At 61.3% G+C, this 19,905-nt stretch carries 17 protein-coding genes; 7 read left to right on the top strand and 10 right to left on the bottom strand.

The genetic code is table 11. The annotated features are described in order from the left end of the window. Window positions 1–44: 44 nt before the first annotated feature. Genes treZ through ACQY4T_RS04300 form a run of 4 tightly spaced genes read left to right on the top strand, consistent with a single transcriptional unit; the run spans window position 45 to window position 6,786 of the window. Complete coding sequence (treZ, locus tag ACQY4T_RS04285; RefSeq protein ID WP_428538133.1) at window positions 45–1,763, top strand: malto-oligosyltrehalose trehalohydrolase; 1,719 nt, start codon at window positions 45–47, stop codon at window positions 1,761–1,763. Beyond that, the gene (gene malQ / locus ACQY4T_RS04290; RefSeq protein ID WP_428538136.1) at window positions 1,760–3,802 is read left to right on the top strand and encodes a 4-alpha-glucanotransferase; all 2,043 of its coding nucleotides are present in this window, start codon (window positions 1,760–1,762) and stop codon (window positions 3,800–3,802) included. The genes treZ and malQ overlap by 4 nt, the downstream gene beginning before the upstream one ends. Before the next feature lie 14 nt (window positions 3,803–3,816). Beyond that, complete coding sequence (gene treY / locus ACQY4T_RS04295; RefSeq protein ID WP_428538139.1) at window positions 3,817–6,357, top strand: malto-oligosyltrehalose synthase; 2,541 nt, start codon at window positions 3,817–3,819, stop codon at window positions 6,355–6,357. Window positions 6,358–6,369: 12 nt separating this feature from the next. After that, on the top strand, window positions 6,370–6,786 hold the full coding sequence (locus ACQY4T_RS04300; protein ID WP_428538142.1) for a hypothetical protein: 417 nt from the start codon (window positions 6,370–6,372) through the stop codon (window positions 6,784–6,786). Between the two features lie 333 nt (window positions 6,787–7,119). Here ACQY4T_RS04300 and ACQY4T_RS04305 read toward each other — a convergent pair whose 3' ends face one another. From ACQY4T_RS04305 to ACQY4T_RS04340, 8 genes are all read right to left on the bottom strand, one after another. Beyond that, window positions 7,120–7,689, bottom strand: a complete 570-nt coding sequence (locus ACQY4T_RS04305; RefSeq protein ID WP_428538145.1) for a hypothetical protein — start codon at window positions 7,687–7,689, stop codon at window positions 7,120–7,122. 30 nt (window positions 7,690–7,719) lie between these two features. Beyond that, window positions 7,720–8,019, bottom strand: a complete 300-nt coding sequence (locus ACQY4T_RS04310; RefSeq protein WP_428531902.1) for a hypothetical protein — start codon at window positions 8,017–8,019, stop codon at window positions 7,720–7,722. Beyond that, window positions 7,971–9,623: an IS66 family transposase gene (gene tnpC / locus ACQY4T_RS04315; protein WP_428542708.1), complete on the bottom strand. Its 1,653-nt coding sequence runs from the start codon at window positions 9,621–9,623 to the stop codon at window positions 7,971–7,973. Before tnpC ends, ACQY4T_RS04310 begins: the two co-directional genes overlap by 49 nt. A 71-nt stretch (window positions 9,624–9,694) precedes the next feature. Beyond that, on the bottom strand, window positions 9,695–10,042 hold the full coding sequence (gene tnpB / locus ACQY4T_RS04320) for an IS66 family insertion sequence element accessory protein TnpB (RefSeq protein WP_428531905.1): 348 nt from the start codon (window positions 10,040–10,042) through the stop codon (window positions 9,695–9,697). Then, on the bottom strand, window positions 10,039–10,434 hold the full coding sequence (gene tnpA, locus ACQY4T_RS04325) for an IS66-like element accessory protein TnpA (RefSeq protein WP_428531908.1): 396 nt from the start codon (window positions 10,432–10,434) through the stop codon (window positions 10,039–10,041). The genes tnpB and tnpA overlap by 4 nt, the downstream gene beginning before the upstream one ends. Before the next feature lie 61 nt (window positions 10,435–10,495). Then, window positions 10,496–11,146, bottom strand: a complete 651-nt coding sequence (locus ACQY4T_RS04330) for a helix-turn-helix domain-containing protein (RefSeq protein ID WP_428538148.1) — start codon at window positions 11,144–11,146, stop codon at window positions 10,496–10,498. Window positions 11,147–11,541: 395 nt separating this feature from the next. After that, entirely contained in the window at window positions 11,542–12,750 is a 1,209-nt protein-coding gene (locus tag ACQY4T_RS04335) for an MFS transporter (RefSeq protein ID WP_428538151.1), read from the bottom strand. A gap of 143 nt (window positions 12,751–12,893) precedes the next feature. Continuing rightward, a complete protein-coding gene (locus tag ACQY4T_RS04340; RefSeq protein ID WP_428538154.1) occupies window positions 12,894–14,483 on the bottom strand; it encodes an acyl-CoA carboxylase subunit beta in 1,590 nt (529 codons plus the stop codon). Window positions 14,484–14,642: 159 nt separating this feature from the next. Between ACQY4T_RS04340 and ACQY4T_RS04345 the strand changes: the two genes are divergently transcribed. Continuing rightward, the gene (locus ACQY4T_RS04345) at window positions 14,643–15,686 is read left to right on the top strand and encodes a helix-turn-helix domain-containing protein (RefSeq protein ID WP_428538157.1); all 1,044 of its coding nucleotides are present in this window, start codon (window positions 14,643–14,645) and stop codon (window positions 15,684–15,686) included. 276 nt (window positions 15,687–15,962) lie between these two features. On the opposite strand, the gene ACQY4T_RS04350 is transcribed toward ACQY4T_RS04345, so the two are convergent. Both ACQY4T_RS04350 and cysK read right to left on the bottom strand, forming a co-directional pair. Further along, window positions 15,963–16,688: a biotin--[acetyl-CoA-carboxylase] ligase gene (locus ACQY4T_RS04350; RefSeq protein ID WP_428538160.1), complete on the bottom strand. Its 726-nt coding sequence runs from the start codon at window positions 16,686–16,688 to the stop codon at window positions 15,963–15,965. A 69-nt stretch (window positions 16,689–16,757) separates the two neighbouring features. After that, window positions 16,758–17,735, bottom strand: a complete 978-nt coding sequence (gene cysK / locus ACQY4T_RS04355) for a cysteine synthase A (RefSeq protein WP_428542711.1) — start codon at window positions 17,733–17,735, stop codon at window positions 16,758–16,760. A 251-nt stretch (window positions 17,736–17,986) separates the two neighbouring features. Between cysK and ACQY4T_RS04360 the strand changes: the two genes are divergently transcribed. Then, a complete protein-coding gene (locus tag ACQY4T_RS04360; RefSeq protein ID WP_428538164.1) occupies window positions 17,987–18,607 on the top strand; it encodes a hypothetical protein in 621 nt (206 codons plus the stop codon). Then, window positions 18,604–19,884 (top strand): TCR/Tet family MFS transporter, encoded by a 1,281-nt coding sequence (locus tag ACQY4T_RS04365; RefSeq protein ID WP_428538166.1) that lies wholly within the window; start codon window positions 18,604–18,606, stop codon window positions 19,882–19,884. The genes ACQY4T_RS04360 and ACQY4T_RS04365 overlap by 4 nt, the downstream gene beginning before the upstream one ends. Window positions 19,885–19,905: the final 21 nt, after the last annotated feature.

Genomic DNA, 19,905 nt, shown 5'->3' on the forward strand with positions numbered 1-19,905 from the left:
ACCGCTGATGTGAGGTCGATCGGCTATGGCGAGGATTGACTGACATGGCACACCATCTCAACGTGGCCGAGATGTTCGGCACGACACGGGTAGACGACGGCAGGGTCAGGTTCCGGCTTTGGGCACCCGCGCAACAAACCGTGTCGGTCGCATTTGAACCCGGCGGCTTGGTGCCGATGCAGCGATCGAACAACGGGTGGTTCGAGGTAACCGCAGCAGTATCCGACGGTACGGGCTATCGCTACCGGCTGTCGGACGGCCAGATGGTGCCGGACCCGGCTTCCCGGTCACAGCCGCGAGGTGTGCATGAGGCCAGCGAGGTAAAAACAGGTCCGTTCGCCTGGAAGCATCCAGACTGGCGTGGCCGCCCCTGGACCGAGACTGTACTTTACGAAATCCACGCCGGAACCGCCGGGGGATTCCGAGGGATCCGAGACGACTTGCCTCGGCTTAAGGCGTTGGGTGTGACAGCCGTCGAATTGATGCCGGTCAACGCGTTCCCTGGCGAGCGGAATTGGGGTTACGACGGCGTGCTGCCCTACGCACCGGACCCTGCGTATGGTTCGACAGAGGACCTCAAAGCACTGGTCGATGCCGCACACGGCCTTGGCCTGATGATGTTTCTTGACGTTGTGTACAATCACTTTGGCCCGGACGGCAATTACCTAGCGTCCTACGCGCCCCAGTTCTTTCGCGACGATGTGATGACCCCGTGGGGGTCCGCGATCGACTTTCGGCGACGTGAGGTACGGGATTACTTCACCGGCAACGTTCTGATGTGGCTGCAGGACTTCCGATTCGACGGTCTGCGCTTCGACGCTGTCCACGCGATACTTGAACAGGACTGGGTGGAGGAAATGGCGGCAACGGTTCGGGCGACGATAAGCCCCAACCGTCATGTCCACCTAGTACTGGAGCATCACAATGCTGGGTCACACCTGCGCACGGCGGTCGACGGACAGTGGAACGATGATGGTCATAATGTGCTGCATGTGCTGCTAACGGGGGAGGACGGCGGGTACTATGCCGACTACGCCAGCGATCCCGCTGCAAAGCTGGCGCGCGTTCTTGCCGAGGGCTGGGTGTATCAGGGAGAACGGTCACCCTATCTGAATGCCCCGCGGGGTGAGCCGTGTGCCGATCTGCCGCCTTACGTGCATGTACTGTTCCTGCAGAATCATGACCAAGTTGGCAATCGAGCTTTTGGCGAGCGGTTGACGTCGCTGACCTCTCCGGCCGCATTAGAGGCAGCGATCACGCTGCAGATGTTATGTCCCCAGATTCCACTCTTATTTATGGGCGAGGAAACTGCATCGAAGACACCGTTCCTGTTTTTCACTGATCATCACGCTGAATTGGCTGATGCGGTGCGCGAAGGCCGCCGACAGGAATTTGCCGGGTTCGCCGAATTCTCAGATCCAGAGAAGCGCGAGCGTATTCCTGATCCGAATGCAGTGGAAACGTTTACCGCTTCCGTTCCGAGGCCGGCGTCGGATGAGCGCTTCGCGCTGTATAAACGTTTGATTGCGCTGCGATTGAAGGAGATCGTGCCCCGGTTGACGGGAACGGTTTCCCTTGGGGCGGACGCGATCGGGCCAAAAGCGGTTTCGGCAGCGTGGCGGCTGGGTGATGGATCCCGCTTGACCATCGTGACAAATCTCGGGGCAGAGACTGTGGCGTTCGCCATACCGCCTGGCCGTTTGCTATTTGCGACCGGCGATACAGCCCCGCTGACAGCGGTGTATCTGGAGATTGCCACATGAGCGACGAAATGCTGCGCGACTTGGCTCGGCGGGCTGGCGTCGCCGTGGAGTGGCAAGACTATGCTGGGCAGCCGCACGTCGTGGCACCGCCGGTCCTACGCCGCGTTCTGGCCGCGCTGGGACTTCCCGCCGACACCAGCCGGGAACTTTCGTCCAGTCGCAGACTGCTGACGAAACGCAGCAGTTTGGCCGATCTACCGCCGCTGGTGACGGCCGTCGCTGGCCGACCGACTCGCCTGGACGTCGGGGGCAATGAGGCACAGCCGGCTGAACTGGTGCTGGAGCGCGGCGATGTCCGTCAGGTGGCACTATTGCCGGCACGAGGACGCTTGCGAATCCCTGCGATCGCGGAGATCGGTTATCATCGCTTGCGCATGGAGGATCGCGAAATCGTTTTGGCAGTCTCCCCAGCCCGCTGCCGCTCGATTGAGGACGTCGTTCCGGATGCTCGCTTATGGGGCTTGGCTGCCCAACTCTACGGCCTTAGCCATCCCGGCGATGTTGGGATTGGCGATCTGGCGGGTGCGGCCGATTTAGCGCGCGTCGCTGGTGCGAAGGGCGCTGATGCAATCGCCCTAAGCCCCATGCACGCGCTGTTCGCGGCAGACCCGGCACGGTTCGGCCCTTATGCGCCGTCCAGCCGGCTGTTCCTCAATCCGCTACACGCGGCGCCAGAACTTGTATTCGGACAGGGCGCCCATGAGGAAATGGCTCCGGCCAACGGCCTGATCGATTGGTCCGAGGCTTCCGGCGCAAAATACGCGTCATTGCGCAAAGTGTTCGATCTATTTCTAGATGGTGATGACTGGGACGGTCATCTGGGTGCGGATTTCGGCCGGTTCCGAGCAGATGCGGGGCCGTTGCTTTACGAGCACGCGTGCTTCGAGGCCTTGCAAGCAGCGCGCATGCCGCAACGGGAATGGCGCAGTTGGCCAGCAGACTTGCGCGACCCGCAGGGTCCGGCAGTCGCGTTTTTCGCGGCCTCCCATCCCGAGGAAATTCTGTTTCACCAATTTCTGCAATGGATCTCTGATCGGTCGGTGATCGCAGCGCAGAATGTAGCCCGGCAAGCAGGCATGCGGATCGGCCTGATCGGCGACTTGGCAGTGGGCATGGACCCGGCAGGCAGTCACGCTTGGAGCCGGCAGCGCGATATTCTGCTGGGCCTGACAATCGGGGCTCCGCCCGATTTACTTAACCCACGCGGGCAGGACTGGGGCCTGACGGGATTTTCACCGCGCTCGATGGAGGAAAATGGCTTCGCCCCTTTCCTGGCGACTTTGCGCGCGGCGATGCGCCATGTCGGCGGCATTCGTGTCGATCACGCCATGGGGCTGGCCCGACTTTGGTTGATCCCCGAGGGTGCCTCTCCGGCGGATGGTGCATTTCTCAACTATCCGGTCAGCGATTTGTTGCGTTTATTGGCGCTGGAATCGGTTCGCCACGACGTCGTCGTGATCGGCGAGGACCTGGGAACTGTGCCTGAGGGGTTCCACGATATGCTGGAACAGAGTGGTATTCATGGCATGCGGGTCCTTTGGTTCGAGCGCGACGCGCAGACTGGCTTCGTTCCACCCCGGGGTTGGGGGAGTTCCGATGTGGCGATGACTTCGACGCACGATCTACCGACGGTTGCTGGATGGTGGAAGGGTAGCGACATCGATGTTCGTCACCAACATGGCCGCTTAGGCGAAGGCGTAGACCCCGACAGCGTGCGGAAGCAGCGCGAGCAAGATCGGCCGAGGCTTTGGAACGCTTTCGTTCGCGAACATGTCGGTGAAGGGCCGGTTCCGAACCCGGACGACACCGACCGCGTGGTTGACGCCGCCGTGCGTTTCATAGCCAAGACCGAGGTTCCGTTGTCCTTGATTCCGCTTGAAGATTTACTGGGCCAGATTGAGCAGCCGAATCTCCCCGGCACTGTCACTGAGCATCCCAACTGGCGTCGCCGGCTGCCGGTCGCAGCGGACGTGGTTTTAGAAGATAAGGCCGTGGCACGCCGAATCGAGTTCGTAGCGACGGAGCGGCCGCGACAGTGATCCCTCGTGCGACAATGCGGCTGCAGCTGCATAAGGACTTTATGTTCGCGGACGCGGCAGCTCTGATCCCGTATTTGATCGATCTGGGGATCAGCCATGTCTACTCTTCCCCCATCCTAACGGCGCGGGCTGGATCGATCCACGGATACGACGTCATCGATCCCACGACGGTCAACCCAGAACTGGGCGGTGAACAGGGGCTGCGCGACTTCGTTTCGAAACTACGCGCAGTCGGGCTGGGACTGATTGTCGATATTGTTCCGAACCATATGGCGGTGGGTGGCGGCGACAATCCTTGGTGGGTGGACTTGCTATGTCACGGGCGGTCGAGCCGCTACGCCGGCTACTTCGATGTGGATTGGGACACCGATGATCCGGACTTACGCGGAAAGGTGCTGGCTCCGTTTCTTGGGCGCCCTTATGGTGAGGCGCTGGACGCGGGCGAAATCCGGTTGCATCTGAATCCGTCCGGTACCCCGGCGATACATTATTTCGACAGCCATTTTCCGATTGATCCCACGGATCATGCGTTTATCCGCAAAGCTGGGCCAGAGGCTTTCAGCCCGGACAATCGCGATGGTCGCTGCAAGCTCCACGAATTGCTGGAGCGACAGCATTATCGCCTCGCCTGGTGGGGTTCGGCTGGAGACGAGATCAACTGGCGACGCTTCTTCGACATCAACGGCCTTGCCGGGTTGCGGATTGAGGAGCCGGCTGTTTTCGACGCAACTCACGCAACCCTTTTTCGCCTCTACGCTGACGGGCTTATCGACGGCTTTCGTGTCGATCATGTCGATGGACTGTCGGACCCGCCCGGATACTGCCGGCAGTTGCGTCGGAGACTCGACGAACTGGTGCCCAGCCGTCATGCCTATGTGGTGATCGAGAAAATCCTCGGCGCCGATGAGTCGATGCCGAACGATTGGGGTGTCGACGGCACCAGCGGCTATGACTTTATGAACGACGTGAGTGCCGTTCAACACGATCCTTCCAATGCGGCCGCTCTTGGGCTGCTATGGCAAAGCTTCACCCAGCGCCCGGCTGATTTCGCTGACGAGGAACGGCCTGCACGCCTCGAAATCCTGCAGCGCGGTTTCGATGCGCAATTGAATGCGGTGACCAAGGCTCTACATCAGGTTGCACGATCCGATCGGCACACGCGAGATACGTCGGCCGCTTCCATTCGCCGCGGTCTCCTTGCATTGCTGTCGCATTTCCCGGTCTATCGCAGCTATAATGGCGGGTCCGAGCGGTCGCCCAGCGAACAAGTTGGGTTTGCCAAGGCGTTGAGGGGAGCAAGAGCGGCTTCCCCGGTTTCGAGCCACATTGTTCTGGATCAACTGGATCGCTGGCTGGGCGGCGCACCAGGGAACAAAGTTGCAGCTACCAGGTTCCAACAGCTAAGTGCGCCCGTCGCGGCAAAGGCCGTTGAAGATACGGCATTTTATCGCTACGGCCGATTACTGTCTCGTAACGACGTTGGTTTTGATGCCGGCAGGCTTGGCGGGTCAGTTGTGGACTTTCACCGGGCCTGCGCGGATCGGCTGGCGGCGTTTCCCGCCGCCATGTTGGCTACCGCTACCCACGACCATAAGCGCGGCGAAGATCTGCGTGCGCGTCTCGCGGTCATTAGTGAGATGCCTGATGATTGGGCCGCTTTCCTGGCTCAATGCCGTGCTCTCGATGCCGTTCGGCCCGATCCGGCCGATGAGATCATGTTGTATCAGATGATCGTCGGCGCTTGGCCGCTGCTGCTTGATACGTCTGACCAGTCGGGATGCAAGGCCTTCGCTGAAAGACTGGGCGCCTGGCAGCAAAAGGCGCTGCGGGAGGCCAAACTGCGCACTGACTGGACCGCCCCGAACGAAGCTTATGAGGCGACGGCGAGAAATTTCCTGTTCAACCTGTTCTCGCCCAGCGAGGGATTTTTACCTCTCGCTCGATCGTTCATCGATCGCATTGCGCCGGCAGGCGCAGTGAACGGACTGGCACAAGCGCTGCTGAAAATGACGGTGCCAGGCATGCCCGATTTCTTTCAAGGAACTGAGTTCTGGGACTTCAGTCTCGTCGATCCGGACAATCGGCGTCCTGTCGATTACGGTGCTCGCCGGGAAGCGCTTGCGGCAAATGCCGAAGTCGTTGAGTGCCAGGCGTCCTGGCGCGACGGGCGAATCAAGCAGTTGATCATTCGCAAGGTCTTAGACTTCCGCCGGGAGCTGCCGGATCTTTTTCAACAAGGCGATTACAGCCCACTTCAGGTTGAGGGTGCTTTGGAACAACGGATCATCGCGTTCATTCGAGCCCGCGGTCGATCAGTGCTCATCGTGGTGGTGCCTCGTCTGATACATCGGTTGATGGTGCCGGCGGATCGTCTGATGCTCGATCCTGATGGGCTGCGCGAAAGTTCATTGTTGTTGCCGGGGCAACTGGATGGCATTCAGCTCCACCCGCTCCTGTTCAACGACGGGAGCCTGACCGCCGCACGCAGACTCCCGCTAAAATCACTGCTCGGTGATTTTCCGATGGCGGTATTATATTCGGTTGATTCTGCGTAATATTGGACCGCGATGGAGCAAACCGAAACGGAATTGCTGCGTTGTTGTACTTGCCGCCGCTTGGAATGGACCGCGCGGCAAATCGAAGGGACTTTTGATATGCTCTCGAAATCCCCGTCGCTTATAGTGGCAGCCGTATTGGTTACGGCCCCAATGTTGAGCGCGATGGCGCAGCAAAACAATCCAACCGGGAACATGGGCAGCAACAGCAGTGCCACCGCGACACCAATGACCAAGAACAATAGTCCAGGTGCAGGCTCGATGGCGAAAGGCACAGCCGGGGAAAATGGCACCAAAGCAAGGAACCGGGTGGCGCCAGGTGCAACTGGAAAAACCGTTGTGCCCGGCTCGAAAAGCAGTCAGGCAAGCGCGGCGGACGCGACGAAACAGCAGAAGTCGGGCTCGCCGACGACCGGCGGAGGTAAGTAGCCCAACGATCGCCCGGTCAGTGCGCCTTCGCCGGGGGTTCCCGAACTACGATCGTTGCGCGGCTTGGGTGTCGATAGCTAATTAACTTGTCCGGTTTAGGTAGCACTCTAATTGTCCGCTTGTTGCCGTTTTGTCCCCGCCTATCCGGCGTGGACAAACCGACGGTCGCTCTGGCGGCGCATCAGGCGACCGATGTTCGTCATCTCCCCGGGGGGCTGTTGCTTGGCGAAATAGACAGCGCTTGGGCTTGCTGCGGCTGATGCGGTGGCGGTGGAGTTGTGGGTAACGCGCTGGCGTTATCCATAAATCCACCGGCGCTGACTTGGTTGGGCGTCATGCCGCCGCACCCAAAGCACCGGCCCGCAACGCGCCGTGCCCGTCGTAGCGGCCAAGGCAACGCGGCCCGTGGAAGATCGCGTGGCTGCCGTCGTGATACCGCCGCACCTTCACCGTCGCTTTGACAAAATGCGCCCGCAGCGGACTGGGCGGGATCTGCAGCCGCAGCTGGTGGAACACCACGGTGTTGTCGTGGCCCACCTGGCGGTCCTCCTGCACACACAAGATCTCCGCCAAGTCGACCCCGCTGATCGCCACGAAGGCCGAGCCATCCTGCTCCGCCTGCACCGCAAACCGGGCGTTGTGGGCCGGAATATAGACCTCTCGGATGAAATCGTTGGCCGCCGCAACCGTGCCGATCCCAGCCAACGCCAACTCCTTCACCAGCCGGTCCTGCAAGGTCGCGAACAGACGCTCCGAACGGCCACGCGCCTCGGGGGAGTAGGCCGCGATGTGCTCCACACCCAGCTGCGCCAGCGCCCGCCCAACCTGGGTCGGAGATTTGCGATCGACCGGCCCATCAGCCCGCGGCGTGTGGAAGTAATGGCTGCCACGGTCGGTATACAAAGTAACCATTCGGCGTGGGCCGCAGGACGTCTATTTCTGATTGTTCCGACGCTGCAGGATTGTGGGATCTTGCTTGTGCATTTCGACGAGGTCAGTGAGGGTTTCGATCCCGAAGTCCGTGAATGCCATTACCCCATCGTCAGTGTCCCCGTAGACCCAGATGACGCCGTCTTCGGTGTCCATCTCGTCGGCGACATCATGGAGCCAGTCCACGCTCTCGCCGAGTTCCTTCGCGACGCGGTTGATCGTTTTGACGGAATGAACCTTGTTGACGTGCACGATCAGGCCGCCAGAGCTGGATCGAGAGATAATCGGGACGGCCAGTTCCACGGCAACAGTTCATCCAGTCGATGCACGGGATGGGCCGCGATGCGTGAGAGCACGTCCGCGAGCCACGCCTGTGGATCAACGCCATTCATTTTTGCTGTGACGATGAGACTGTACATCATCGCCGCACGCTGCCCGCCGCGATCGGACCCACAGAATAGCCACGCGCGTCTTCCGAGAGCCACACCACGCAGCCCGCGCTCGGCGGCATTATTCGAAAGGCACACGCGGCCATCTTCGAGGAACAGCCTGAAGGCAGCGGGTCGTTTGAGAATGTAATTGATCGCCTTGGCAAGATCATGCCCGCGGGACAGCCGATCCAGTTGCGCGCACAGGTAAAGCTCCAGTTCCTCGACCAGAGGCCGGCTTTTGTCCCGGCGAACCGCCAGTCGTTCGTTCGCGCTTGTCCCGTTGATCGATCGCTCGATCTCGAAGAGCGCGTCGATACGGCGCACAACCTCGATCGCGATTGGTGACAGCGGGATCTCCTTCTTGCCGGCCGCCTTGCGCCGGGCGTTCTCCTCGATATCAGCCATGGCAAAGAATGGGCGCCGGGCATGCACCCAACACGCCGCCTCCACGATGGGCCCGGCCGTTCGCCCTGGCTCATAAAGCTTTCTATATCCGTCATAGGCGTCCGCCTGGAGGATGCCGGCGTACCCGGCCACATGTGCCTGGGGGTGCTCGCCTTTCCGATCGCGCGAGTAATGCAATATCGCCGCTGGCGGCCCCGTTCCGCCAAAAGGTTTGTCATCGCGAAGATAAATCCAGCAACGCGCGATATCGGTTTTTCCGGAGGCCAGAACCGGAACCGTCGTATCGTCCGTGTGCAGACGCTCAGCCGCCATGACATGAGCCTCGATCAGGCGCCAGAGGGGATCGAGCACGCGGCAGACGGATCCTACGGCGTCGGCCATCGTCGACAGCGCGATCGGCACGCCTTCCAGGGCGTAACGTTCGGCCTGGCGGTTCAGTGGCTGGTGTTGCCCGAACTTCTCGAACATGATCATCGCGAGAAGGCTTGGGCCGGCCCACCCCCTGGGCACGACATGGAACGGCGCCGGCGCCTGCGTGATCTTCTCACAGTCACGGCAGGTGAATTTCTCGCGCACCGTCTCAATCACCTTCCATCGACGCGGCTGAGATTCCAGCGTGCACGTCACGTCCTCGCCGAGTTTGCGCAGACGGTTGCCACCACAACAGTCGCACGTCCTTGGCGGATCCATCACCACCCGCTCGCGCGGCAGGTGTTCGGGGAATGTGTTGCGCTCAGGGCGCTGACGCGTGAACCCGGTCACGCTGGTCGTTCTGGCGATCGCGGCTTCCGCGGCGAGTTCGTCTTCCGTGGCTTCGGCTTGCAGCTCTTCGAACACGAGCGCCAATTGGTCGATCAACCGCACCGAGCGTTCGGAACGTTGCCCATACAGTTGGCGTTCCAGCCTGGCGATCCGCAATTTCTGATGGGCGATCAGCGCCATGTCCTGTGAGGCTTTGGCACGCGCGATGGCCAGTTCTGCGGCGACTTCCAGGGCCTTCGCGCGCTCAATGATCAACACCGCTTTCAGCGCGTCAATGTCGTCCGGAAGACCGTCGCGAACTTCATCCATGGAGCTGAGAGAATCATAAGCCGCTCGATTTGCGATACCCCAAAATGCATGAGAGCGGATATTTTTTCGTTTCAGCCAGCGCTCGTCGGCCGCCATGTGAGTTGAGGATTTCTCCAATCAATCCCTTCAAGCATATAGGCCATCTGAGCGGGTGAAATTGCTACCGCGCCATCCGAGGCAGAAGGCCAGACGAACCTTCCACGATCGAGACGTTTGGCATAAAGCGAAAGTCCAACACCGTCATGCCAGAGAATCTTGGCAAGGTCCCCACGGCGTCCCCGAAAAATGAAAAGATCTCCGCCGTGCGGATCACGTCTGAGACCCTCTTGAATCTGTAAGGCCAATCCCCGCATGCCACGGCGCATGTCCGTGTGACCGGTCGCTATCCAGACCCGGCCAGCTGTTGGAACGGGAATCAAGATCGCAGCGCCGTCAACACACGACGCAAGGCAGCGAGGTTCACGTCACGACCAACACGCACCTGTCGTCCGTCGCCCATTTCAATTTCGATCAGGTCTGACCGTGTCTGCGAACGAGTGGACGACGATGTACGTTCCGGTTGGCTCGTCGACGACATCGGGTTCATCGGTGTCCCGAATACCCTTACCGGAACGAACGCCGGTGTCCCGCTCTCGCGTAAGGTCCCGTCGCGCTGCTGTCGGCGCCACGCGTAAAGGAGACTCTCACAAATACCGTTCCGCGCCGCCACCGCCCGCACCACCGCGTCGGGCTCAGTCGTCTCGGCCAGGATCCGAAGCTTCTCCTCGATGCCCCATCGACGCCGGCGTTCCCGCCCCGTGATGATCTCCACCACCCCATCCATCGCCCACCTTTACCACACAGTTAACCAGCGACTTAAGGAGGCAAGACCCTCAGAGCCAGGCGGCCGCCAGCGGAGGGATACTATACAAACTCAGCGGCAAGCCATGCTCGCCAAACACCTGCAGCAGCGCCTGGAACGTCGAGACGGTGCCCTCCTCGGGGCACACGAAGGCTGAGTAGATCGTGTTCGTCGCATCATCCATGGTCACGATCAGGTCCATCGCATCGAGCCCGCCAATCCAGCCGTGGCGCGAGCCGTCTTGATGCAGCATCATCCCGGGCAGCGGCCGGCGCGGCCGCTTGCAGCGATGCGCGCCGCGCGTTGTGGCGCGTGGCAGCAAGCCGTTCGATTGCAGAAACACCTTGGTCCAGGTGTAGCCCCAGGCGAAGCCGTGATCGCGCACCAGGTGCTCGTGGAAGTGCTTCGCCGTGAAGCCGCTGTAGCGGGTGCGATACAGGGTCTCGATCTGCGCCTCGCGCTCGCTCGGCACCCGCTGGCCCGACACCTGGCCGAGACGCCGGTCCAACAGCCCGCTCTCGCCGGCGTCGTCGAACCGCACGCACCAACGCCGGAGCGTCCGCTCGTTGACGCCAAGCAGCGCCGCCGCATCGATCTGGTTGAGCTCACCGGCTTCATGGCGCTCGAACTCGCTCCGGAACTTGATCACCCGCACACCCTGTAGGGCTTCCGTCCGGCGCATCCAGGCTCTCCAAAGAGCCCCGCATCACCGGACAGATCGTGTGCTACCTAAACCGGACATATCGTGTGCTACCGACATCGTTGCGCGGCTTGGGTTGTCGAATCTAACCCGTTCAGGATAAAGTTCCCTGCTGGTCCAGGGCGTGACCACCACAGCGAGGCTGTGATCTTCTGACATCGAAACGCGCGTTGCCTCGATGGTGAAGCGGAAGTCGTCTGTCTGCGGCCAAACGTTTTCTATTGTGTGTCGATCCAAGCCTTTAGACCAGCCAAAGGCTATTTATCGGGATGGAATAGCGGGCGCGCCGAGGCTTAGTCCACCGGTCGAACGTGAGACGAAGCCATAAAGCCAAGCAATAAACCGGCATCCACTTCCGGTAACTCTATTGTCCACTCCTATGAAACTGCGAGCGATGACCGGTGCCGTAACCGCCAATCGCCGGCCAACGCCAAGACGGAGGTGAGCGCCATGAACAGAACCGACGAGAAGAACACCCACCGCGGTAGATTGTGGTCCATGATCCAACCGCCAATCAACGGACCGACCGTGCCGCCGATGTTGAACCCAGTTGTGACAATGCCGAACACCCGGCCGAATGCACCTGGCGGCGAGGCTGCTTTGACCAGTATGTCGCGCGATGGCGAAATCATGCCGGACAAAAATCCTGCGATCCCCATCGCTATTGCCAACAAAATGGCGCCAAGATTCACCGTGCCAACAAGCAGGATGAGCACAGCGGCGCCACCAAATCCAAACGCCGCGACATCGCCATGGCGGTGAGTTCGGTCAGCGATAACGCCGCCGGCCAGAACCCCGAAAGCCGATGAGAACAAAAACGCCGACAGTGCCAAGTTCGCCGAAGAAAGCGAAATCCCGTACACGCTCACCAGCGCCACCACCGAGTAGTTGGTCAATGCCCCGCTGCTCAGGCTGAGCAATGCGAAAAAACCTACGAGACCAAAAACCGTGGGTGTCAACAATTGCCGCAGGGGGATGTGCATCGCCCCGGCAGCTGGCGTGTGCAAGGCGGTGTGACGATCCAGCCAGCCAGCCATGGCCAAGGGGACGGCAACGCCGATTCCCAGCACACCAGCACCGATGATCGCCGCCCTAAAACCGAATGCCTCGGCACCGAGCAGCATGAAGATCGGAGCAATCGCGCTGCCGACGAAACCGGCGAACGTGTGGATCGAGAAAGCCTTGCCAAGCCGGCTTGGTTCGATCACTAGACCCAAAATTGCATAGTCGGCCGGATGGAACACCGCGTTTGCGACGCCCACGAGCGCCATGGCACACAGGATCCAGGGATAGACCGGAAATAGACCGATGGAGATATAGGCACCGCCGCCGAGAAGTAGCCCAGCGATCAGAACTCGTCTGGCTCCGAACTTATCCACCGCATAGCCCATTGGTGTCTGCACCAGGCCACTGACGATGTTGAACAAGGTGACGACGAGACCGAGTTCGACGAACCCCAGGCCGAGATGGGCCTTCAGCATCGGAAACAACGGTATCAGAACCAGATAGTAGAAATGGCTGACCAGGTGGGCTGTGCAGATCAGTGCTAGCGACCTGATCTCAGTCCGTTGCAGCGGGTTGTTCATTGATCACTCTGTGCGCGTCAAGATTTTCAGATCGGTGCGGACCAAGTCGGCAACGACCTGCCGATTGCCGTCTTTTCAGGCCAAGCCAGCCGGGGGGCGCCGTTCCCGATCTGCAAGCCGCAGAAGCGAGACAACGTCATCTTTTAAGGACGCATCGTGAACATGGACTGCCCGGTCGTCCGCAACGGTGCAGCCATGTTGGCAAACTCACACAGCAGCGGTCGGGTATCGCGCGGATCAATGATCTCCTCGATGAGGAAGGCCTCGGCTGAACGAAACGGGGAGCGCATCTGCTCCAGCCGCTGCTCGATCTGCTTCAGTTTCTTATCGGGATCGTCGGCGCTCTCAATCTCAGCGCGGTAAGCCGCCTCGATGCCACCCTCCAGCGGTAGCGAGCCCCAATTCCCCGACGGCCACGCGTAACGGATCGGCGTAAGCGTATGCGGCACGTGCGCGCTGCCGCCGACACCAAAAACGTTGCGGATTATGATCGCACACCACGGGATAGTGGATTGGTCGATGGCACTGATCGCGGTAACCGCATGGCGCATTGTGGCGGTCGATTCCGCCTCCAGGCCGACGGCAAAACCGAAGCAATCGACCAAATGAACCATCGGCAGGTGGAAAGTTTGCGCCAGATCGACGAACCGCGTGATCTTGCGTGACGCCGCGGCGCCCCAGGTGCCCCCTCCATAGAGTGGGTCGCCGGCCATTATTGCAACCGGCCAACCATCCAGCCGAGCAAAGCCGGTGATGATGGCTCGGCCGAAATGCTTGCCCATCTCGAAGAAGCTGTCCTTATCGGTCACAGCTTCGATGATCTTGCGCATACTGTAAGCCTTGCAACGATCCTTCGGCACGATTGAAATCAAATGCTCATCGCGGCGATTCGGGTCATCCCAGGATCTTTGCCGCGGGGGCAGATCCCACACCGACGACGGCAGATAGGACAGGAATCGGCGGGTACGCTCGAACGCTTCCTGTTCGGTGTCGACTGCGTCGTCCACGGTTCCAGCCGCCACCTGCACCTGATGTCCACCTAGTTCCTGCTTGCTGCGGGTCTCGCCCAAACGCTGCACCACCGGTGGTCCAGCAACAAAGATCGCCGAAGTGTTCTTCACCATGATCGAATAATGACTCGCGGCCAGCCTTGCCGCGCCCAGGCCGGCCACCGATCCCAAGCCCAGCGCCACGACCGGAACCCGGCCCATATTCTGCGCGCAGAGCCAAAGACCGGAGCTTTGCGCGACCCCGCCCGGCAGATTGGCATGACCACGGGTCTCGATCGTCTTTACCGAACCACCGCCACCGGAGCCCTCGATCATCCGGATCAGCGGGATACGGTACTCGCCGGCCATCTGTTCGGGTAAGATATACTTGGCCTTGATCGAGGCGTCAGCCGAACCGCCGCGTACGGTAAAATCGTCGCCGTAGATGACTACCGGACGGGCCTCGATCGTTCCTCTACCGAACACACCGTTCGCGGGCACGAAATCCGTCATCACCCTGCCGGTCTGGTCGTAAGTTGCCTTGCCGGCGATTGAACCTATTTCCCGGAACGAACCAAAGTCGACGCATTGTTCGATACGTTCGCGAACGGTCAAGCGGCCGCCGGCATGTTGCCGCGCGATGCGCTCTTGGCCGCCCATCTGGCGCGCGATTCGTTTGCGTTCGGCGAGCTCATCCAGCTCCGCCTGCCAACTCTCGGAGGCGGGAGGCCTGATCTGATCCATTCGGTTTGCGCTCTATTTCATGGACGTTTCGTATCGATTATCCCACCGGTAGCGACTTCGGTCAACGTATGGTCGGCTAGTGTGTCGGTAGCACACGATATGTCCGGTTTAGGTAGCACACGATCTGTCCGGTGATGCGGGGCTCTTTGGAGAGCCTGGATGCGCCGGACGGAAGCCCTACAGGGTGTGCGGGTGATCAAGTTCCGGAGCGAGTTCGAGCGCCATGAAGCCGGTGAGCTCAACCAGATCGATGCGGCGGCGCTGCTTGGCGTCAACGAGCGGACGCTCCGGCGTTGGTGCGTGCGGTTCGACGACGCCGGCGAGAGCGGGCTGTTGGACCGGCGTCTCGGCCAGGTGTCGGGCCAGCGGGTGCCGAGCGAGCGCGAGGCGCAGATCGAGACCCTGTATCGCACCCGCTACAGCGGCTTCACGGCGAAGCATTTCCATGAGCACCTGCATCAAGACGGCTCGCGCCACGGCTGGATTGGCGGGCTCGATGCGATGGACCTGATCGTGACCATGGATGATGCGACGAACACGATCTACTCGGCCTTCGTGTGCCCAGAGGAGGGCACCGTCTCGACGTTCCAGGCGCTGCTGCAGGTGTTTGGCGAGCATGGCTTGCCGCTGAGTTTGTATACCGACCGTGGCAGCCATTACTTCCACACGCCGCGGGCTGATGGGCCGGTCGATCGCAAATCTCCGACCCAGGTTGGGCGGGCGCTGGCGCAGCTGGGTGTGGAGCACATCGCGGCCTACTCCCCCGAGGCGCGTGGCCGTTCGGAGCGTCTGTTCGCGACCTTGCAGGACCGGCTGGTGAAGGAGTTGGCGTTGGCTGGGATCGGCACGGTTGCGGCGGCCAACGATTTCATCCGAGAGGTCTATATTCCGGCCCACAACGCCCGGTTTGCGGTGCAGGCGGAGCAGGATGGCTCGGCCTTCGTGGCGATCAGCGGGGTCGACTTGGCGGAGATCTTGTGTGTGCAGGAGGACCGCCAGGTGGGCCACGACAACACCGTGGTGTTCCACCAGCTGCGGCTGCAGATCCCGCCCAGTCCGCTGCGGGCGCATTTTGTCAAAGCGACGGTGAAGGTGCGGCGGTATCACGACGGCAGCCACGCGATCTTCCACGGGCCGCGTTGCCTTGGCCGCTACGACGGGCACGGCGCGTTGCGGGCCGGTGCTTTGGGTGCGGCGGCATGACGCCCAACCAAGTCAGCGCCGGTGGATTTATGGATAACGCCAGCGCGTTACCCACAACTCCACCGCCACCGCATCAGCCGCAGCAAGCCCAAGCGCTGTCTATTTCGCCAAGCAACAGCCCCCCGGGGAGATGACGAACATCGGTCGCCTGATGCGCCGCCAGAGCGACCGTCGGTTTGTCCACGCCGGATAGGCGGGGACAAAACGGCAACAAGCGGACAATTAGAGTGCTACCTAAACCGGACAAGTTAATTAGCTATCGACACGTATGGTCGGCTAGTGGCTACGCTCGGCGGGCACCACCTCCCCTGCGAGGATGCGCTGCCGACCAAATGGCGTGTCCAGCAGTAAGGCGCCGTCCAAGTCCAGGCCGGCGAAGTGTCCAACGACTAGTTCACCCGCCGAACTCGCCCGGATCGCCGCGCCAATTGGGTAGGATCGGTTCAGCCATTGTACCCGGATCGGGGCAAACCCATTGGTTTGCCATGTCGAGAGGTGCTGCCCGAGACTGTCCAACAGGATATCGCGAGCGTCGTCGACCGAGGCGATGCCGCCGTTCGCAACGATCGTCGTGGCCTTGTAGGCGGCATTCGATGGCGCCTCGAGCACGTTGAGCCCGATGCCCATGATTGTCGCCTCGTCAACTTGTTCGAGCAGGATGCCGGCTATCTTGGCGCCATTGATGATAACGTCATTGGGCCATTTCAGCATCGCTCGAATCTGCCGCGGCAGCAGCACCTCTACAGTATCGGCCACCGCCAGCGCGGCGAGGAAACTGAGTTCGCCCGAGCGCGCGGCAGACAGGCCGGTTCGCAGGAGGATCGAAACATAAAGGTTGCCGGGCGGGCTGAACCAACTGTGTGACAAACGCCCACGCCCAGCAGTTTGCTGATCTGCATGGACCACGGTGCCGTGCGGAGCACCACCAACGGCGAGCCGTCTTGCCTCGTCGTTGGTGGACCCGATCTTGTCGTGATGCCACACTGTAAACTGCTTGGTCATGCCACCCCGTTGCTGCGGGTCTTAGCTAAAGCTCTACCACATCCGGATGACCGAAGCCTGATCCTGTAATTACAACCCCTCGAACAGCACCGTGGTAATATAACGTTCGGCAAACGAGGGAATAATCGCCACGATACGTTTGCTGGCAAACTCGGGGCGCTTGGCCACTTTTAGCGCGGCAGCGAGCGCGGCGCCGGAGGAGATACCGCCGGGGATGCCCTCGGTGCGTGCCAGCCTACGGGACTGGGCCAGCGTCTCCTCGTTGGAAACCTGGATCACTTCGTCGATTGCCCTGGTGTCCAGTATCTCGGGGATGAAGCCGGCGCCAATGCCCTGGATCGGGTGCGGCCCGGGCTTGCCGCCGCTTAGCACCGCACTGGCCGCCGGTTCCACCGCGAAAAACTTCATGCTTGGCCGCCGTGGCTTCAGTGCTTGAGCCAGCCCCGTCAATGTGCCGCCTGTGCCGATGCCAGAGACAATCGCGTCGACTTCACCCGCCGTGTCGTACCAGATTTCCTCCGCCGTGGTCTTGACGTGGATCGCCGGGTTTGACGGGTTTCCGAACTGGTTCGGGCTGACCGATCCGGGCGTCGACTCCAGCAGTTGCCCGGCACGCGCAATGGCGCCGTTCATGCCGTTCTCCCGAGGCGTCAATTCCAGTTCCGCGCCTAGGAAGGCGAGCATCTTGCGCCGTTCGATGGAAACGCTTTCCGGCATCGTCAGGATCAGCTTGTAGCCCCGTGCAGCCGCAACGAATGCCAAGCCAATGCCTGTGTTGCCCGAGGTGGGCTCGATTATGGTGCCGCCCGGCTTCAGCTTGCCCTCGGACTCCAGCGCAAGAATCATGTTGACGCCGATGCGGTCCTTGACGCTGGAGATCGGATTAAAGAACTCCAGCTTCAGGACGACATCGGCGGTGATGCCTTCTTCGGCAAGGATTTTTGGAATGCGCACCAGTGGTGTGTTGCCGATCGTTTCGGCGATGCTGTCATAGATGCGGCCGCGCAGCGGGCGGTCGAAAACCAGCGGCTTGTGGTCGTTTGCCATGGCGTTTTTCCTCGTTCCGGAAGGCCGGGCGCTGACCGGCGGCGTGTCGGCTGACCTAATACAAGGCAAAAAATTTCGGTGCTGGCAAGAAGGGTCGGGAGAGGGGGCCTTGGAAATAGATCCTCGCATCCGCACATCTGAAGTTTGGACCTCCGTTCGACTTGCCGAAAACGGTTGGCTTAAACCCGCTTGGCAACCGGTCGCCCGGATGCACATCCTGGGGCGTGGGAATAACACGCCTCGCCGCGCTTATGATGGTCGGCATCGACGCCACGACCTCGGCGCTCACGAACGGTCAAACCGAGCGCAACGGTGCATCGCGCGGTCCGGTCCGCATCGGCGAGGCTGCGTTCGGCGGCTGCCGCGGCGACGGCCCGGGCATCACCCGAGAAATCACTGCCGATGCACTCCCTACGCCCGACAGCGACATCGTCTTGGCCGAAGCCGGTGCCGGCCGCATCCGGCTGCTTCGCACAGCGTACGGCTTGGCCGCTCCGATCCCGACGATTACGTTCGCGTCCGACCTCACTCCACCGTTCAGTATAGCTTTCTGGTCGTCGGGCGTCCTGATAGAGGGACACTCTGCGTCGCTCGGCGTGGCATTTTATGATGGCACTGAATTCCCGCCCGACGATCGCGACGACGCGTTCATAGCGTTGCATGGATCACGGAACCGAGCCCAACGCAGAGGCTGCGAGGTGGTGCGCCTACGCTTCCCGGACGGGCATCCGACCGTCGTTTTTCAGGATTTCACGACCGGTCTTGTCGGTTTTGGCCAGGCTGTATGGCGTCGTCCGGTCGGGCTGACAGTGATACATGACGGATCGTTGCTGGTCAGCGAAGACGGCATCGCCTACCGAGCAGCACCATGAGTTGGCATCCAAAACCGCATTCGGCGTCAGTCAGTTTCATCCTGATCACTTTAGTGATCGATGCGCTGGGTTTCGGCTTGGTGGTTCCGATCGTGCCGTCCCTGGTATTGAAGCTTTCTGGCCTGACAGTATCCGGCGCCTCGAAATGGGTGGGCCTCCTGCTCGCCGCCTTCGCCCTGATGCAGTTCGTCTGCGCACCGGTGCTGGGCGGCCTCAGCGACAGGTTCGGGCGCCGTCCCGTGCTGTTACTGTCGCTTAGCGGGAGTTGTGCCAACTACCTGCTGCTGGCCTGGGCGCCGTCGCTGACTTGGCTGTTCCTGGGTCGGTTGATTGCCGGAGCCACTGCGGCGAATGCCTCGACGGCTACAGCCTACATCGCCGACGTTACGCCGCCGGCAAAACGAGCCGGGCAATTCGGCCTAGTCGGAGCCATGTTTGGTATCGGTTTCGTGATCGGCCCTGCGCTCGGCGGCCTTCTGGGTACCTACGGGGTGCGCATACCGTTTCTCGTCGCCGCGTGCCTGGCTGGCAGCAACGTGTGTTATGGACTGTTCGTGTTACCTGAGAGCTTGGCATCGGCGCACCGGCGTCCGTTCGACTGGCGGCACGCCAACTCGCTCGGTTCGTTGCATCTGGTGATGGCGGATCGAAATCTGGGCCGCCTGGCGATCGCTTGGGGCTGCATCTGGTTCGCGCTGGGTGCGCTGCAGAGCACCTTCGTGCTGGCCAACCAGGTCAGATTCGGCTGGGGCACCCAGGACAATGGCATGGCGCTGACCGTCGCCGGGCTTGGGTCCGCGGTGGTCCAGGGACTGCTAGTGCGCCGCATCGTTCCGGCGCTAGGTGAGCGTCGAGCGGCGATGATCGGCGGAATGATGGTGGCATGCGGTTATGCATGCATAGGGCTGGCGCCGTTCGGTTGGGTAGTGCTGTTGGGGATCGTTCTGCAGTCGATCGGGGCGATTACCAGCCCGGCGATCCAAGGGATGGTTTCTGCCGAGACCTCGGAGGACCGGCAGGGTGAAACGCAAGGCGCGCTGTCCTCGGTGCAGGGGCTCACGGCAATCGCGTCGCCTCTGGTCGCCAGTTGGGTGTTCTCGACGTTCACCGGCCCGGGTGCACCTTTGCAACTGCCGGGCGCTCCTTTCCTTGTTTCGGTGGTGGCGTATGGACTGGCGATCTGGGCGGTGTCTGGCGTCCAGCAAGCGCCGGCGTTGGTCGACCCGGCAATCGCGGTTAGCCTGCCCGTCGGTTCAGAGACAGGACGGAGTCCGTGACTATAAGCCCCGAAACAGCGG

The sequence above is a fragment of the Rhodopila sp. genome (assembly GCF_965277825.1).
Taxonomy (GTDB): Bacteria; Pseudomonadota; Alphaproteobacteria; order Acetobacterales; family Acetobacteraceae; genus Rhodopila.

Coding starts and splice junctions, on each gene's coding strand:
- treZ (WP_428538133.1), top strand. CDS start 45: ATGGCACACCATCTCAACGTGGCCGAGATGTTCGGCACGACACGGGTA.
- malQ (WP_428538136.1), top strand. CDS start 1,760: ATGAGCGACGAAATGCTGCGCGACTTGGCTCGGCGGGCTGGCGTCGCC.
- treY (WP_428538139.1), top strand. CDS start 3,817: ATGCGGCTGCAGCTGCATAAGGACTTTATGTTCGCGGACGCGGCAGCT.
- ACQY4T_RS04300 (WP_428538142.1), top strand. CDS start 6,370: ATGGAGCAAACCGAAACGGAATTGCTGCGTTGTTGTACTTGCCGCCGC.
- tnpC (WP_428542708.1), bottom strand. CDS start 9,623: ATGGATGAAGTTCGCGACGGTCTTCCGGACGACATTGACGCGCTGAAA.
- ACQY4T_RS04330 (WP_428538148.1), bottom strand. CDS start 11,146: ATGCGCCGGACGGAAGCCCTACAGGGTGTGCGGGTGATCAAGTTCCGG.
- ACQY4T_RS04335 (WP_428538151.1), bottom strand. CDS start 12,750: ATGAACAACCCGCTGCAACGGACTGAGATCAGGTCGCTAGCACTGATC.
- ACQY4T_RS04340 (WP_428538154.1), bottom strand. CDS start 14,483: ATGGATCAGATCAGGCCTCCCGCCTCCGAGAGTTGGCAGGCGGAGCTG.
- ACQY4T_RS04345 (WP_428538157.1), top strand. CDS start 14,643: ATGCGCCGGACGGAAGCCCTACAGGGTGTGCGGGTGATCAAGTTCCGG.
- ACQY4T_RS04350 (WP_428538160.1), bottom strand. CDS start 16,688: ATGACCAAGCAGTTTACAGTGTGGCATCACGACAAGATCGGGTCCACC.
- cysK (WP_428542711.1), bottom strand. CDS start 17,735: ATGGCAAACGACCACAAGCCGCTGGTTTTCGACCGCCCGCTGCGCGGC.
- ACQY4T_RS04360 (WP_428538164.1), top strand. CDS start 17,987: ATGATGGTCGGCATCGACGCCACGACCTCGGCGCTCACGAACGGTCAA.
- ACQY4T_RS04365 (WP_428538166.1), top strand. CDS start 18,604: ATGAGTTGGCATCCAAAACCGCATTCGGCGTCAGTCAGTTTCATCCTG.